The 16,008-nt window shown below is 45.5% G+C and carries 11 protein-coding genes and 2 rRNA genes; 3 read left to right on the top strand and 10 right to left on the bottom strand.

What is annotated here, in order from left to right; genetic code table 11:
- Positions 1-20 precede the first annotated feature (20 nt).
- From JJ692_RS16785 to JJ692_RS16795, 3 genes are all read right to left on the bottom strand, one after another.
- Positions 21-2,951, bottom strand: a 23S ribosomal RNA gene (locus JJ692_RS16785).
- A 182-nt stretch (positions 2,952-3,133) separates the two neighbouring features.
- A 16S ribosomal RNA gene (locus JJ692_RS16790) occupies positions 3,134-4,682 on the bottom strand.
- The 16S and 23S rRNA genes sit together here, the layout of an rRNA operon.
- Positions 4,683-4,997: 315 nt before the next feature.
- A complete protein-coding gene (locus tag JJ692_RS16795; RefSeq protein ID WP_151863193.1) occupies positions 4,998-5,876 on the bottom strand; it encodes a nucleotidyltransferase-like protein in 879 nt (292 codons plus the stop codon).
- A gap of 189 nt (positions 5,877-6,065) precedes the next feature.
- Here JJ692_RS16795 and JJ692_RS16800 point away from each other — a divergent pair, with 189 nt between their 5' ends.
- Positions 6,066-6,413: a YgzB family protein gene (locus tag JJ692_RS16800; RefSeq protein WP_024425201.1), complete on the top strand. Its 348-nt coding sequence runs from the start codon at positions 6,066-6,068 to the stop codon at positions 6,411-6,413.
- A gap of 36 nt (positions 6,414-6,449) precedes the next feature.
- Here JJ692_RS16800 and perR read toward each other — a convergent pair whose 3' ends face one another.
- Complete coding sequence (perR, locus tag JJ692_RS16805) at positions 6,450-6,887, bottom strand: peroxide-responsive transcriptional repressor PerR (protein ID WP_012009347.1); 438 nt, start codon at positions 6,885-6,887, stop codon at positions 6,450-6,452.
- A gap of 157 nt (positions 6,888-7,044) precedes the next feature.
- Positions 7,045-7,512 (bottom strand): thioredoxin-dependent thiol peroxidase, encoded by a 468-nt coding sequence (gene bcp, locus JJ692_RS16810; protein ID WP_024425791.1) that lies wholly within the window; start codon positions 7,510-7,512, stop codon positions 7,045-7,047.
- 129 nt (positions 7,513-7,641) lie between these two features.
- Here bcp and JJ692_RS16815 point away from each other — a divergent pair, with 129 nt between their 5' ends.
- On the top strand, positions 7,642-8,937 hold the full coding sequence (locus JJ692_RS16815) for a glutamate-1-semialdehyde 2,1-aminomutase (protein ID WP_024425792.1): 1,296 nt from the start codon (positions 7,642-7,644) through the stop codon (positions 8,935-8,937).
- A gap of 248 nt (positions 8,938-9,185) precedes the next feature.
- Positions 9,186-10,259, top strand: a complete 1,074-nt coding sequence (locus JJ692_RS16820) for an FUSC family protein (RefSeq protein ID WP_024425203.1) — start codon at positions 9,186-9,188, stop codon at positions 10,257-10,259.
- Between the two features lie 228 nt (positions 10,260-10,487).
- Here JJ692_RS16820 and JJ692_RS16825 read toward each other — a convergent pair whose 3' ends face one another.
- From JJ692_RS16825 to JJ692_RS16845, 5 genes are all read right to left on the bottom strand, one after another.
- Positions 10,488-11,384 (bottom strand): ABC transporter permease, encoded by an 897-nt coding sequence (locus JJ692_RS16825; RefSeq protein WP_024425204.1) that lies wholly within the window; start codon positions 11,382-11,384, stop codon positions 10,488-10,490.
- A gap of 17 nt (positions 11,385-11,401) precedes the next feature.
- A complete protein-coding gene (locus JJ692_RS16830) occupies positions 11,402-12,403 on the bottom strand; it encodes an ABC transporter permease (protein WP_024425205.1) in 1,002 nt (333 codons plus the stop codon).
- 61 nt (positions 12,404-12,464) lie between these two features.
- Positions 12,465-14,051, bottom strand: coding sequence for an ABC transporter substrate-binding protein (locus JJ692_RS16835; protein ID WP_103132706.1), 1,587 nt, complete (start codon positions 14,049-14,051; stop codon positions 12,465-12,467).
- A complete protein-coding gene (locus JJ692_RS16840; protein ID WP_103132707.1) occupies positions 14,026-15,003 on the bottom strand; it encodes an ABC transporter ATP-binding protein in 978 nt (325 codons plus the stop codon). Before JJ692_RS16840 ends, JJ692_RS16835 begins: the two co-directional genes overlap by 26 nt.
- Entirely contained in the window at positions 14,972-15,994 is a 1,023-nt protein-coding gene (locus tag JJ692_RS16845) for an ABC transporter ATP-binding protein (protein ID WP_044334438.1), read from the bottom strand. The genes JJ692_RS16840 and JJ692_RS16845 overlap by 32 nt, the downstream gene beginning before the upstream one ends.
- Positions 15,995-16,008: the final 14 nt, after the last annotated feature.

Raw genomic sequence — 16,008 nt, forward strand, 5'->3', positions numbered from 1 at the left:
TCATGCTTCACAATAGAATATAGGTTAAGTCCTCGATCTATTAGTATCTGTCAGCTCCACGTGTCACCACGCTTCCACCTCAGACCTATCAACCTGATCATCTTTCAGGGATCTTACTTCCTTGCGGAATGGGAAATCTCATCTTGAGGGGGGCTTCATGCTTAGATGCTTTCAGCACTTATCCCGTCCGCACATAGCTACCCAGCGATGCCCTTGGCAGAACAACTGGTACACCAGCGGTGCGTCCATCCCGGTCCTCTCGTACTAAGGACAGCTCCTCTCAAATTTCCTGCGCCCGCGACGGATAGGGACCGAACTGTCTCACGACGTTCTGAACCCAGCTCGCGTACCGCTTTAATGGGCGAACAGCCCAACCCTTGGGACCGACTACAGCCCCAGGATGCGATGAGCCGACATCGAGGTGCCAAACCTCCCCGTCGATGTGGACTCTTGGGGGAGATAAGCCTGTTATCCCCGGGGTAGCTTTTATCCGTTGAGCGATGGCCCTTCCATGCGGAACCACCGGATCACTAAGCCCGACTTTCGTCCCTGCTCGACTTGTAGGTCTCGCAGTCAAGCTCCCTTGTGCCTTTACACTCTGCGAATGATTTCCAACCATTCTGAGGGAACCTTTGGGCGCCTCCGTTACATTTTAGGAGGCGACCGCCCCAGTCAAACTGCCCACCTGACACTGTCTCCCTGCCCGATAAGGGCAGCGGGTTAGAAGGTCAATACAGCCAGGGTAGTATCCCACCGATGCCTCCACCGAAGCTAGCGCTCCGGTTTCCAAGGCTCCTACCTATCCTGTACAAGCTGTACCAACATTCAATATCAGGCTGCAGTAAAGCTCCACGGGGTCTTTCCGTCCTGTCGCGGGTAACCTGCATCTTCACAGGTACTATAATTTCACCGAGTCTCTCGTTGAGACAGTGCCCAGATCGTTGCGCCTTTCGTGCGGGTCGGAACTTACCCGACAAGGAATTTCGCTACCTTAGGACCGTTATAGTTACGGCCGCCGTTTACTGGGGCTTCAATTCGCACCTTCGCTTACGCTAAGCGCTCCTCTTAACCTTCCAGCACCGGGCAGGCGTCAGCCCCTATACTTCGCCTTACGGCTTCGCAGAGACCTGTGTTTTTGCTAAACAGTCGCCTGGGCCTATTCACTGCGGCTTCTCGGGGCTTTAACACCCTAAGAAGCACCCCTTCTCCCGAAGTTACGGGGTCATTTTGCCGAGTTCCTTAACGAGAGTTCTCTCGATCACCTTAGGATTCTCTCCTCGCCTACCTGTGTCGGTTTGCGGTACGGGCACCTCTCACCTCGCTAGAGGCTTTTCTTGGCAGTGTGGAATCAGGAACTTCGCTACTAAATTTCGCTCGCCATCACAGCTCAGCCTTTACGGGAAACGGATTTGCCTATTTCCCAGCCTAACTGCTTGGACGCGGATATCCAATACCGCGCTTACCCTATCCTCCTGCGTCCCCCCATTGCTCAAATGGTGAGGAGGTGGTACAGGAATATCAACCTGTTGTCCATCGCCTACGCCTTTCGGCCTCGGCTTAGGTCCCGACTAACCCTGAGCGGACGAGCCTTCCTCAGGAAACCTTAGGCATTCGGTGGACGGGATTCTCACCCGTCTTTCGCTACTCATACCGGCATTCTCACTTCTAAGCGCTCCACCAGTCCTTCCGGTCTGGCTTCACAGCCCTTAGAACGCTCTCCTACCACTGTTCGTAAGAACAGTCCGCAGCTTCGGTGATACGTTTAGCCCCGGTACATTTTCGGCGCAGAGTCACTCGACCAGTGAGCTATTACGCACTCTTTAAATGGTGGCTGCTTCTAAGCCAACATCCTGGTTGTCTAAGCAACTCCACATCCTTTTCCACTTAACGTATACTTTGGGACCTTAGCTGGCGGTCTGGGCTGTTTCCCTTTCGACTACGGATCTTATCACTCGCAGTCTGACTCCCAAGGATAAGTCATCGGCATTCGGAGTTTGACTGAATTCGGTAACCCGGTAGGGGCCCCTAGTCCAATCAGTGCTCTACCTCCGAGACTCTTACCTTGAGGCTAGCCCTAAAGCTATTTCGGAGAGAACCAGCTATCTCCAGGTTCGATTGGCATTTCACCCCTACCCACACCTCATCCCCGCACTTTTCAACGTGCGTGGGTTCGGGCCTCCATTCAGTGTTACCTGAACTTCACCCTGGACATGGGTAGATCACCTGGTTTCGGGTCTACGACCACGTACTCATGCGCCCTATTCAGACTCGCTTTCGCTGCGGCTCCGCATCTTCTGCTTAACCTTGCACGGGATCGTAACTCGCCGGTTCATTCTACAAAAGGCACGCCATCACCCGTTAACGGGCTCTGACTACTTGTAGGCACACGGTTTCAGGATCTATTTCACTCCCCTTCCGGGGTGCTTTTCACCTTTCCCTCACGGTACTGGTTCACTATCGGTCACTAGGGAGTATTTAGCCTTGGGAGATGGTCCTCCCGGATTCCGACGGAATTTCACGTGTTCCGCCGTACTCAGGATCCACTCTGGAGAGAATAACATTTCAGTTACAGGGCTGTTACCTTCTTTGGCGGGCCTTTCCAGACCTCTTCGCTTATATCATTCCTTTGTAACTCCGTATAGAGTGTCCTACAACCCCAAGAGGCAAGCCTCTTGGTTTGGGCTGTTCCCGTTTCGCTCGCCGCTACTCAGGGAATCGCATTTGCTTTCTCTTCCTCCGGGTACTTAGATGTTTCAGTTCCCCGGGTATGCCTTCTCATACTCTATGTATTCAAGTATGGATACTACTCCATTACGAGCAGTGGGTTTCCCCATTCGGAAATCTCCGGATCAAAGCTTGCTTACAGCTCCCCGAAGCATATCGGTGTTCGTCCCGTCCTTCATCGGCTCCTAGTGCCAAGGCATCCACCGTGCGCCCTTTCTAACTTAACCATTTCTTACTTTAGAAAGAATCACTATGTGTGATGAACTTTGCATTGCATTCAATGTGAATGTATTACTTATTGTTATCTAGTTTTCAAAGAACAATCCTGTCTCGCTAGAGACATGTTTTGAAGGAATGATCCTTCAAAACTAAACAAGACGAAAACGTACGCTGCTCCATATATCCTTAGAAAGGAGGTGATCCAGCCGCACCTTCCGATACGGCTACCTTGTTACGACTTCACCCCAATCATCTGCCCCACCTTCGGCGGCTGGCTCCATAAAGGTTACCTCACCGACTTCGGGTGTTGCAAACTCTCGTGGTGTGACGGGCGGTGTGTACAAGGCCCGGGAACGTATTCACCGCGGCATGCTGATCCGCGATTACTAGCGATTCCAGCTTCACGCAGTCGAGTTGCAGACTGCGATCCGAACTGAGAACAGATTTATGGGATTGGCTAAACCTTGCGGTCTTGCAGCCCTTTGTTCTGTCCATTGTAGCACGTGTGTAGCCCAGGTCATAAGGGGCATGATGATTTGACGTCATCCCCACCTTCCTCCGGTTTGTCACCGGCAGTCACCTTAGAGTGCCCAACTGAATGCTGGCAACTAAGATCAAGGGTTGCGCTCGTTGCGGGACTTAACCCAACATCTCACGACACGAGCTGACGACAACCATGCACCACCTGTCACTCTGTCCCCGAAGGGAAAGCCCTATCTCTAGGGTTGTCAGAGGATGTCAAGACCTGGTAAGGTTCTTCGCGTTGCTTCGAATTAAACCACATGCTCCACCGCTTGTGCGGGCCCCCGTCAATTCCTTTGAGTTTCAGTCTTGCGACCGTACTCCCCAGGCGGAGTGCTTAATGCGTTAGCTGCAGCACTAAGGGGCGGAAACCCCCTAACACTTAGCACTCATCGTTTACGGCGTGGACTACCAGGGTATCTAATCCTGTTCGCTCCCCACGCTTTCGCTCCTCAGCGTCAGTTACAGACCAGAGAGTCGCCTTCGCCACTGGTGTTCCTCCACATCTCTACGCATTTCACCGCTACACGTGGAATTCCACTCTCCTCTTCTGCACTCAAGTTTCCCAGTTTCCAATGACCCTCCCCGGTTGAGCCGGGGGCTTTCACATCAGACTTAAGAAACCGCCTGCGAGCCCTTTACGCCCAATAATTCCGGACAACGCTTGCCACCTACGTATTACCGCGGCTGCTGGCACGTAGTTAGCCGTGGCTTTCTGGTTAGGTACCGTCAAGGTGCGAGCAGTTACTCTCGCACTTGTTCTTCCCTAACAACAGAGCTTTACGATCCGAAAACCTTCATCACTCACGCGGCGTTGCTCCGTCAGACTTTCGTCCATTGCGGAAGATTCCCTACTGCTGCCTCCCGTAGGAGTCTGGGCCGTGTCTCAGTCCCAGTGTGGCCGATCACCCTCTCAGGTCGGCTACGCATCGTCGCCTTGGTGAGCCATTACCCCACCAACTAGCTAATGCGCCGCGGGTCCATCTGTAAGTGACAGCCGAAACCGTCTTTCATCCTTGAACCATGCGGTTCAAGGAACTATCCGGTATTAGCTCCGGTTTCCCGGAGTTATCCCAGTCTTACAGGCAGGTTACCCACGTGTTACTCACCCGTCCGCCGCTAACATCCGGGAGCAAGCTCCCTTCTGTCCGCTCGACTTGCATGTATTAGGCACGCCGCCAGCGTTCGTCCTGAGCCAGGATCAAACTCTCCGAGGTATGCAGGATGCATATCACACATGCGTTGCTACACGATGTAGCGAACTTAGCATGTGATCACTTCCTGCCTCGCCAGTTTGACTGACTACCTATGAAGTATCATAGGATTTTTTATAAAAACTCGAATTAACAGGTACGTTTTGTCTTGTTTAGTTTTCAAAGATCATGTTCGTTATCGCTCAGAGGCGACTTTCTTAATATAACATTTGAGCACCGTGTGCGTCAAGCGTTTTTTAGAATTTCTTTTTGTCAGCTTTTCTTTCAAAGCAACTCAGTTGCTCGTTAGCGACGTTTAATAATATACCATCATAATATTCATGCGTCAATATCTTTTTTCACAAAATATCCTCGATGATAGATTTTTTGTCCCTTTGTCTCAATCGGCTCCACTTGAACAATTCCTTTTTCCACAAAGAAATCAATCATAACGCTAAGGTCAGGCGTGAAATACTTTAGATCAGGGTGTTTAAGAAGCTCACCAAAAAGCCATATATCCTTCTGTTCCATGACATGACGCAAATGAGCGGCACCAATTTCTGCTTTTGAATGGATCAAAAAATCATTTGCTAAAAATAAAAGTTCCAAACGTTTATGCAGGCTTTCATGGCTTTCAATCAGTTCTGAATAAAGTTTGTATACTTCCGGCTCCATATGACGCACTTGGTTCCAAACGGTCACTTCTGGGTGGAAGCCTTTATCAATTACTTCAATACGTGCTAAGTGATGCAGGGCATGCACAATGGAATTATATGCATCAAGGAATTGATTTGACTCAAAAAATGCTTTTCCTTCTATATATCTGCGAATGAGCTTGCCATATTCTAAACCGATTTTGAGTTTGCGGTTTGAAAACGGGAATGTACTTAGTTCATCAATTAAGTTGAAGATATATTCATTTCGATCAAACAGGACTTTGCCATTCAAAATCCAATCGATGATTCGGCGGTTAGTACCGAGGGTAATCCATTCCTTCAGTTGATCATCTGTGACAACGTTTAAAGAAGCTGTTTGGTGATCGGATTCATAGTGCTTGATAAATAACGGCTCTTCCGCTTCTTTTACGATGACTAAAAGTGCTGCATCAAAGTTATCCGTCTCAGAAGATACTTTATGTCTTCTTTCTACTATAATCACAGCTAATGTGTCTGGATGGCTTGCTCTCTCTTGATAAATAGGACGGAGAAGATTTTCCATAGTGATTCCTCCAATACTCGGGTGTAAAGTTCTTCTCTAATGCTATGTATTTCTCCTCATAGAATCAAAATTCCTTCAATACATGAAAAAAGATCATTGAATCATTATAAGCAATTTATTCACAAAACTCTATAACTAATTCAAACGGAAAGGTAAAATGTGCTATATTGGAGATAAGGGGGACTAGGGATGGCGAAATACTCCAGTAAGATTAATAAAATCAGAACATTTGCACTTAGTTTGGTTTTTGTTGGCTTTCTGATCATGTATATCGGTGTGTTCTTCAAGGAATCGATCTGGCTGTCGACTTTCTTTATGCTGCTTGGCGTCTTATCGATTGGATTAAGTACAGCCGTTTACTTTTGGATTGGTATGCTTTCTACGAAGGCAGTACGTGTCGTTTGTCCAGGCTGTGAGAAGGAAACAAAAGTGCTTGGGCGGGTGGACATGTGCATGCATTGCAGAGAGCCGCTTACACTTGATCCAGCATTAGAAGGTAAAGAGTTTGATGAATCCTACAATCGAAAAAAGTCATAAAAATAAGCTGACCATTTAACCGGTCAGCTTTTTTCATTAATGATTTTCTTTTTTCGCACATTCTTGACAAGTTCCATAGATCTCCAAGCGATGATGACTGACTTTAAAGCCTGTCACATGGGATGCAAGCTGTTCAACTTCATCAAGGCCAGGATAGTGAAAGTCCACGATTTTTCCGCAGTTTTCACAAATCGCATGGTAGTGGTCAGATGTCGCAAAATCAAATCGGCTTGAGGAATCACCATACGTTAATTCCTTTACTAATCCAGATTCCCGGAAGACTCGTAAATTGTTGTAAACCGTTGCGACACTCATGTTTGGAAATTTTCCTTCAAGTGCTTTATATATATCGTCCGCGGTTGGGTGAGTCATAGAATTTACGAGAAACTCCAAGATGGCATGGCGCTGCGGAGTAATTCGAACACCGGTTTCTTTTAGAGCATCTAAAGCGTCTTTTAGTTCGTGAGCAGCCATTTCATCATGCACCTCTCTTCAAAAATATTCTTATATTATAATCTTTATAAATAGTGTACCCCCAGAGCCGAAACTTTGTCAATTACAATCCTCTTTTTTACCTATTCTTCTTTACAAAAAAGACCGGCATGACTGCCGATCTCATCCTGTGAGGATATTAAGCGTGAGCTTTCAATTCCTCAAGCGCTTCCTCTACGTGGTCTTTCACCTTTACTTTTCGCCATTCTTTCACAAGCGTGCCTTCTTTATTAATCAGAAACGTTGAACGCTCGATTCCCATATATTCTTTGCCAAAGTTCTTTTTCAGCTTCCATACCCCAAAGGCTTCAGACAATTTCTGTTCATCGTCTACAAGAAGCAGAAACGGCAAATCATGTTTTTCTTTAAACTTTTGGTGCTTGTCCTGACTGTCTGGGCTTACGCCGATAATGACAGCATCTAATTCTGCAAAGCTTTGATGGCGGTCGCGGAAATCACATGCTTCTGTTGTACAGCCTGGTGTCATATCTTTTGGATAGAAATAAAGGACAATATGTTTTCCTTTAAAATCAGAAAGCTTTACTTTCTCCCCGTTGTCACCGGTTAATTCAATGTCAGGTACTTGCTGTCCTACTTCGATTGTCATGACACAATCCCTCCAACCTATTTTTTAATTAGCCTATCCAATTTTGAGAGGATATTCAACTAAGGACGCTTGCATCGGCATGTTAAAATAATGTTAGACGACGTGATACGTTGAGATAGGAGGCTATTTATGAAATTCACAGAATCAGAAAAATTACATCAAGAGGCGCTGGAGCACATTGTTGGAGGTGTCAACAGCCCGTCTCGTTCATATAAGGCAGTAGGCGGCGGTTCACCCGTTGCGATGGAAAGAGGAGAAGGCGCTTATTTTTGGGATGTTGACGGAAACCGCTATATTGACTATCTAGCAGCATACGGTCCAATTATTACAGGACATGCCCACCCGCATATTACAAAAGCCATCACGAAAGCGGCTGAAACAGGTGTCCTTTACGGAACACCAACGAAGCATGAAGTCACTTTTGCTAAAATGCTGAAGGAAGCCATGCCTGCTTTGGACAAAGTTCGTTTTGTCAATTCAGGTACAGAAGCGGTGATGACAACGATTCGCGTGGCTCGCGCATATACAGGCAGAACAAAAATCATTAAGTTTGCCGGATGCTATCACGGCCACTCTGATCTTGTGCTTGTGGCAGCAGGCTCTGGTCCTTCCACTTTAGGAACACCTGATTCTGCGGGCGTACCAAAAAGTATCGCCAACGAAGTCATTACCGTTCCATTTAATGATATTGACAGCTATAAAGAAGCATTAGATCGCTGGGGTGATGAAGTAGCAGCTGTCCTTGTCGAGCCAATTGTCGGGAACTTCGGCATCGTAGAGCCTAAGGACGGTTTCTTGCAGCAGGTCAATGACCTCACACATGAAAAAGGCGCACTGGTCATTTATGATGAAGTCATTACCGCTTTCCGCTTTATGTATGGCGGTGCACAGGACTTGCTTCAAGTAAAACCGGACCTTACTGCATTAGGAAAAATTATTGGCGGCGGACTTCCTATCGGCGCTTACGGCGGTAAAAAAGAAATTATGGAACAAGTTGCCCCGCTTGGACCAGCCTATCAAGCTGGCACAATGGCAGGAAATCCTGCATCCATTCTTTCAGGTATTGCCTGCTTGGAAGTGTTAAAAGAAGACGGTGTTTACGAGCGTCTTGATCAGCTTGGCGCTATGTTAGAAGAAGGCATTTTAGCCCATGCCAAAAAGCATCAAGTAGATATTACAGTGAATCGCTTAAAAGGAGCGCTCACAATTTATTTCACAACAGAAACGATTGTGAACTACGAGCAGGCTGAAAATACGGATGGCGAAATGTTTGCCCGTTTCTTCAAATTAATGCTCGCCCAAGGCATTAACCTCGCTCCTTCTAAATATGAAGCTTGGTTCTTAACGATCGCACATACTGAAAAAGATATTTCTGAGACGCTAAAAGCAGTAGATCATGCATTTGCACAGCTAAAACAATCATAATGAAGTCCAAAAACAGGCGTAAAAACATGCGCCTGTTTTTTTATTGACCAACTCTTGTTTGTCAAAAGCGTGCGAATCTGTTACATTTCTTCTCAATACCTTCTTTAGATGTTTTCATGAACTTTCAAAAATCACTTGAATATTTCGGAAGACCGCTGTATATTACTTAGTTGTTTCATCAAAATATGAATGATAAATGACGAGTGATCATCTATTATCGAAAAGAAAGGAATGCAGGGACAAAACCAATGAAACTTGGAGCCCGTATTTTAAAAACTGGTATTGCCATTGTACTCGCGCTTTACCTGGCAACATGGCTTGGGTTGCCAACGCCCGTCTTCGCGGGAATTGCAGCTGTATTTGCTATCCAGCCATCAATTTATCGATCTTTTTTAACCATTGTTGATCAAGTGCAAGCCAATATTATTGGAGCAGCGCTTGCCATTACGTTCGGTCTGCTTTTTGGCACAGGACCAGTCATTATCGGTTTAACCGCCGTCATGGTCATCGCCATTAATTTAAAGCTGAAGATTGAACACACAATTCCAATTGCACTTGTAACAGTCATCGCGATTTTAGAAAGTGCAGGGGATCATTTCCTTTCCTTTGCCTTAATTCGAACAGCTACTGTGGTGTTAGGGGTTCTCTCTTCATTTTTAGTGAATTTAATCTTCCTGCCGCCAAAGTATGAAACAAAGCTTGTTCATCACATTATGGAAAATACGGAGGAGATTTTAAAATGGATTCGTCTGACCTCCAGACAGTCTACTGATCATTCCACATTAAAGGATGACATCGATCAAATAAAAGAACGCATGATCAAATTAGATCATATTTACTTGTTATACAAAGAGGAACGAAGCTATTTAAAGAAAACCACCTATGTCAAATCAAGAAAGCTTGTTTTGTTCAGGCAGGCCATTATGACTTCAAATCGTGCTCTGTATTTGCTGAAGAAGCTTCATAAATTAGAAAATGAGATTCATTTGATGCCAGAGCATTTCAGGGAAAGCTTAACGGATGAAATTGATTATTTACTGTATTGGCATGAGCGCACCTTGATGAAATTCGTCGGAAAAATGAAACCGCAGGACGATGAATTTCAAAATGAATGCTCTCTTCGCCTTGAGACGTTAACGAAATCATTTATTCAGCATCAGCAAAACCAAGAAAATGACTTACTCGATTACAACATGCTGAATGTCATGTCCAGCATCATCGAATACCGTGATGAATTAGAACATTTAGATACATTGATTACAAGCTTCCAGACGTATCACCCAAAAGATAGTGAAATTGAGACAGAAGAAAAAGAAGCATAAATAGAAAAGACCGATTCCTAGAATCGGTCTTAAATTGTTAACAAAGAGCTAAAATGATCTTGATTTTAGCTCTTTGTCTTCTTTTCAGCGTGACCTGAAAACCTTTGCAGTCTAGGAAGAACGAGTACCGGAGCGGAGCGAATTGAGTATTCGTGAGCACCGGCACGCAGGACTGACACCGAATGCGAGGGTTTGCCCGCGCGCTGAGACCGATTCTGAGAATCGGTCTTATTTTATTTTCTTCATTTTAGGATCTAGTGTATCTCTTAATCCATCCCCCATCAGGTTAAAGCCTAAAACAGTCAGCATGATCGCTATTCCTGGGAAGAATAATGTCCAAGGGGCTTGAACGAGATAAGGTCTCGCGTCGGCGAGCATTTTCCCCCATTCTGGACTTGGCGCCTGTGCACCTAACCCTAAAAAGCCTAAAGCGGCTGCCTCAATAATTGCCGTTCCGATCGCAAGCGTTGCCTGTACGATGACTGGCACCATACTATTTGGCAGAATGTGACGCAGTACGATGCGGCCGTGTGACATCCCCACCGCCTTTGCTGCCAGCACGTATTCTTCTTGTTTAATACTCAGCACTTTTGAACGAACGAGCCGTCCAAAGGTTGGGACATTGATAATCGCAATGGCAATAAGGGCATTTTGTAAGGAGGGGCCTAGAATGGAGACAATAGCAATCGCTAATAGAATGCTAGGAAAAGCAAGTAAAATATCAAACAATCTGGAGATCACAGCATCTAGCACTCTTCCACCATAGCCTGCTATCAATCCAAGCAGTGTGCCTAAAATGACAGACCCGAGGACCGAGAAGAAACCGACCCATAAGGAAATCCGTGCTCCATGCACAACTCTTGAAAAGATATCTCTGCCGAAATCATCCGTGCCAAACCAGTGTGCAGCTGAAGGGGCACTAAATCGCTCACCGAGTGATTGTTCATTGATTCCATAAGGGGCAATGATCGGTGCAAAGATTGCTAGGATCAGAAATAAAAAGACAATCACACTGCCAATGACCGCCAGCTTATGCTGAAAGAACTGCTTCATTGATTCAAGAATCAATGATTGAGAGCGTTCATCTTTTGGCTGAGGTGGTTCAAGTTCTTTTTGTGCTTCCATCTTGTCACTCTCCCTCCCTAATATTTAATCCTTGGATCAATGACCGCATACAAGATGTCCACAATGAAATTGATCAGGACAAATATAAGCGCAACGACAAGAATACCTGTTTGAATGACTGGGTAATCACGATAACTGATGGCGTCATATATATACCGTCCGATTCCCGGCCAAGCAAAAATGGTTTCTGTTAAAATCGCTCCACCAAGCAAGAGGCCAGTCTGAAGACCAATAATCGTCAAGATCGGAATGAGCGCATTTTTCAGGCCATGCTGATAAATGATAAAAAATGAACGTACTCCTTTTGCTTTTGCTGTTCGAATAAAGTCGGAATGAAGCACTTCCAGCATACTTGCCCTTGTAATTCTCGCAATAATCGCAGCAGGAATTGTTGCGAGGGCTGTACTTGGTAAGATCAAATGCTTGATGCTGTCAGCGAATTGATCAAACCGGCCTTGTAAAAGCGTGTCCAGTGTATGAATATACGTAATCGATTCGACTGGATTCCTTACGTCTTCTCGGCCCGTTGTCGGCAAAATACCTAATTCGATCGAGAACAGCCACTGCCCCATTAAGCCTAACCAGAAAATTGGCATGGACACTCCGATGAGTGCAATAAACATCGCGGCATAATCAAAGAAGGAATGCTTAAACCAAGCACTGATGATTCCGGCATTCACTCCCACAACAATCGCCAGCACCATGGCAAAAAAGGTCAATTCTAACGTCGCAAATAAGTAGGGCTTCATTTCCTGGGCAATAGCCGCTCCTGTTCGAATAGAAGTCCCTAAATCCCCTTTTAAAAGGCCAAGCATATAATGACCGTATTGAACGTACCATGGCTGATCTAAACCGAGCTGGATCGTTAATTGTTCTACAGCCTCTTTCGTTGCCCGCTGTCCTAAGATGACCTGCGCTGGATTTCCAGGTATAAAACGAATAATTGAAAACACGACCAATGTCATTCCGATCAGTACTGGGATGAGCATTCCTGCCCGCTTCATACAATAAGCAAACAAACAGCTTTCACCGCCTTTTTCTTTGTTTGAATAAGGGAGATACATGATCTCCCTTATTTGCTTATTCGAAATACACGTCAGTTAAAGCTTCTGAACCAGTTGGATGCGGCTGATAGCCTTTTAAATCATTAGAAGCGGCAAGCATTGGAATCGAATGCACCAATGGAATCCAAGGCGCTTCGTCATGAATGATTTCCTGCGCTTTTTTATACAGCTCATTTCGTTTCTTTTGATCTGTGTCTGTTTGCGCTTCAATGAGGATGTCATGCATTTTATCGTTTTCGAAGAATGTATAGTTGTTACCGCCAATGCTGTCTTTGTCCAGCAGTGTGTAAATGAAATTATCAGGATCGCCATTGTCCCCTGTCCAGCCTAATAAGAACACATCTGCTTCCCCTTTACTTGCTTTATCTAAATAGGTCGCCCAGTCATATGTGACAATTTCTGCATTGACGCCGACCTTTTCAAAATTTGACTGAATGACTTCCGCCACCTTCATCCCATCTGGCATGTATGGACGTGGTACAGGCATCGCCCAAAGCTTGATGCGAAAGCCGTCAGGAAAGCCCGCTTCTTTTAATAGTTCTTTCGCTTTTTCTGGATCATACGGATATGGCTCAATGTCATCATTGTAGCCTTCTAAAGCTGGCGGCAATGGATTTTTTGCTGGCTCAGCAAGTCCGCCATAAAATGACTCAATAATCGATTCTTTATCGACCGCATAATTGAGTGCCTGACGAACCAGCTTGTTATCAAGCGGCTTTCTTGTGACGGTCAGTCCGATATAGCCTACGTTCATCGATGGTCTTTCAATGAGTTGGAGTGCTTTGTCGGTTTTAATGCCATCTAAATCTGACGGATTCACGCCATCCATTAAGTCGATCTCACCTGTTTTAAGGGCATTTAAACGAGCAGAGTTTTCTGGAATGGAGCGGAAGATGATTTGATTCAGCTTTGGTTTATCCTTCTGCCAATAATCCTCGTTTTTTTCTAACACGATACGGTCGTTTTGCTTCCACTCTTTAAACTTGAATGGTCCTGTCCCAACTGGATTTTCTCTAAATGAATCGCCGCTTTTTTCAACTGCGGCTGGACTGGCGATGCCAAATGGTGACATGGCAATATTTTTGAGGAATGTCGCCTGCGGGCGCTTTAGCTGAAATTCAATTTCATGCTCGCCTTTGACGATGATGTCTTTAATGACATGCCCTTTATCTTTTTTATAGCCGCCAAACATACCATAGTAAGGGAACTTTTCTGCGTCTCCATTCATCCAGCGGTCAAAGTTGAATTTCACTGCTTCTGCGTTAAAGTCTGTACCATCGTGGAATTTCACACCTTTTCTTAAGTAGAACGTGTATGATTTTCCGTCCTTTGCAACATCCCATTCTGTTGCGAGGCCAGGATGGATGGTCGTGTCTTTCTCACCGTAATTCAAAAGCTTTTCAAATATATTCTCTGTGACCTTAAAGGTTTCGCCTTCTGTTGTTGTGATTGGATCTAGTGAAGTGGAATCTCCCCCTCTGCCAAATACGAGGGTATCTTTTGTTGCCTTTTCTTCTGATGTCGGTGAAGACGAGCATCCCCCTAAAAAGAGCGCCAGTGCCAGCACAAAAATGAAACTACTGAATAACCATGTCTTCTTCATTGTGTTCCTCCTTTTGATATAAATAACACGCGGCCGCGTGCCCCGGTGCCTCCTCATACAAAGCAGGAACTGCTTTCAGGCATTTCTCCCATCTTTTTGGACACCTTTTGTAGAAAGGACAGCCGCCGCGTTCCGTCATTGTGGTTTCTTCTGCTGCCACATCTTGCGCCTCTAGTACGTGATCCATATGTGGAATGGATTTCAGAAGCAGCGACGTATAGGGATGAAGCGGGCTGTGAAACACATCTTCGGCAGGCCCCATCTCCACAATGCGCCCAGCATACATGACGGCGATCCGGTCACTCATATATCTGACAACCCCAAGGTCGTGAGAAATAAACAGATACGTCAGAGAAAGCGTCTTTTGCAATTCAAGCATCAAATTCAAAATTTGCGCTTGAACGGATACATCTAAAGCCGAAACTGGTTCATCGGCAATGACAAGACTTGGGTGCGTAATAAGTGCTCTAGCAATACCGATACGCTGCCTTTGTCCGCCGCTGAATTGGTGCGCATAACGTTCCCCGTAGGAAGGATCAAATCCAACAATGTGCAGCATCTCTTTAACCCGTTTCCGTCTTTCTGCTTTCGTCCCATGATGATGAACAATCAGCGGTTCCTCTAAAATATCTTTGATTTTCATTCTCGGATTTAAAGAAGCATATGGATCTTGAAAGATCATTTGAATATCTTTTCTTAAGGAACGCATGTCTCGTTCTTTTAGAAGGGTGATCTCCTGCCCTTTTAATTGAATAGAGCCTGACGTCGGTTCAGTCAATCTCATTAGGCTTTTGCCAAGTGTTGATTTACCGCAGCCTGATTCACCAACAATGCCAAGCGTTTCTCCTTCCTTCACGTGAAAGGACACTTGATTTAATGCCAAAGTCGATTGTTTATGTTTAGAAAAAAAAGCGGCTGTGTCATACCGTTTTGTCAGCTGATTCACTTGCAAGAGTGGGTGACTCAGTGTCTTCTCCTCCTTCCATTAGAAAACATGCCACGCGGTGATTCTGTTCAATGGATTGTAAGGCTGGATCTTTTTCAAGACATTGCGCCATTTGATATGGGCAGCGTGGTGCAAATTGACAGCCGGACCGGATGGCCCCTGGCTTTGGCACATGACCTGCAATAGAGATGAGTTTTTCTTTTTTCTCTTTAAACGATGGGACTGAGGCGAAAAGACCTTTCGTGTAGGGATGCAGAGGTTTTTGAAAAATACGGTCAACGGTTCCTTCTTCTACAATTCGACCGGCATACATAATCATGACTCGCTGGCATATTTGCCGCACCACGCCTAGATCATGGGTAATAAATAAAATAGCAGTATCCAATTCTTCGTTCAGTTTTTTGAGCAGACGAAGGATTTGCGCTTGGATGGTTACATCAAGTGCAGTTGTCGGTTCATCAGCGATCATGAGCTTTGGGTGACAAAGCATTGCCATCGCAATCATGACTCGCTGGCGCATACCGCCTGATAATTCGTGTGGATATTTTTTAAGTAACGATTCCGCTTGCTTCAACCCAACTGTTTCAAGAAGATCAACTGCCTTCGCTTTTGCTTCTTTCTGACCGATTGCTTGATGTGTGAAAAGGGCTTCCGTCATTTGTTTGCCGATGGTCATTAATGGGTTCAGAGAGGTCATGGGCTCTTGGAAAATCATCGAAATGTCATTTCCTCTTATCTCTCGCCACTCTTTCTCTGAAAGTGACAGCAGATTTTGCCCTTCGAAATGAACCTCACCCGTTGTTTCGGTTTGCTGATTCAATCCCATTAATGACATGCTTGTAATACTTTTCCCGCAGCCAGATTCGCCCACAATTCCTAACGTTTCCCCTTTTTGAATCGAGAACGATATGTGATGGACGATGGGCACTTTTTGCTTTTTCTGCTGAAACGCAATGGACAGCTGTTTGACATCTAGCAGCACGTCTTGTTCTTTCACATATTCACCACCCC

This window comes from Bacillus sp. 3a (assembly GCF_017161885.1).
Taxonomy (GTDB): domain Bacteria; phylum Bacillota; class Bacilli; order Bacillales; family Bacillaceae; genus Bacillus; species Bacillus safensis.

Excerpts from the sequence above, each read along its gene's own strand:
- JJ692_RS16820 (WP_024425203.1), top strand. The coding sequence starts at position 9,186 with ATGAAACTTGGAGCCCGTATTTTAAAAACTGGTATTGCCATTGTACTC.
- JJ692_RS16825 (WP_024425204.1), bottom strand. The coding sequence starts at position 11,384 with ATGGAAGCACAAAAAGAACTTGAACCACCTCAGCCAAAAGATGAACGC.
- JJ692_RS16800 (WP_024425201.1), top strand. The coding sequence starts at position 6,066 with ATGGCGAAATACTCCAGTAAGATTAATAAAATCAGAACATTTGCACTT.
- JJ692_RS16815 (WP_024425792.1), top strand. The coding sequence starts at position 7,642 with ATGAAATTCACAGAATCAGAAAAATTACATCAAGAGGCGCTGGAGCAC.
- bcp (WP_024425791.1), bottom strand. The coding sequence starts at position 7,512 with ATGACAATCGAAGTAGGACAGCAAGTACCTGACATTGAATTAACCGGT.
- JJ692_RS16795 (WP_151863193.1), bottom strand. The coding sequence starts at position 5,876 with ATGGAAAATCTTCTCCGTCCTATTTATCAAGAGAGAGCAAGCCATCCA.
- perR (WP_012009347.1), bottom strand. The coding sequence starts at position 6,887 with ATGGCTGCTCACGAACTAAAAGACGCTTTAGATGCTCTAAAAGAAACC.
- JJ692_RS16835 (WP_103132706.1), bottom strand. The coding sequence starts at position 14,051 with ATGAAGAAGACATGGTTATTCAGTAGTTTCATTTTTGTGCTGGCACTG.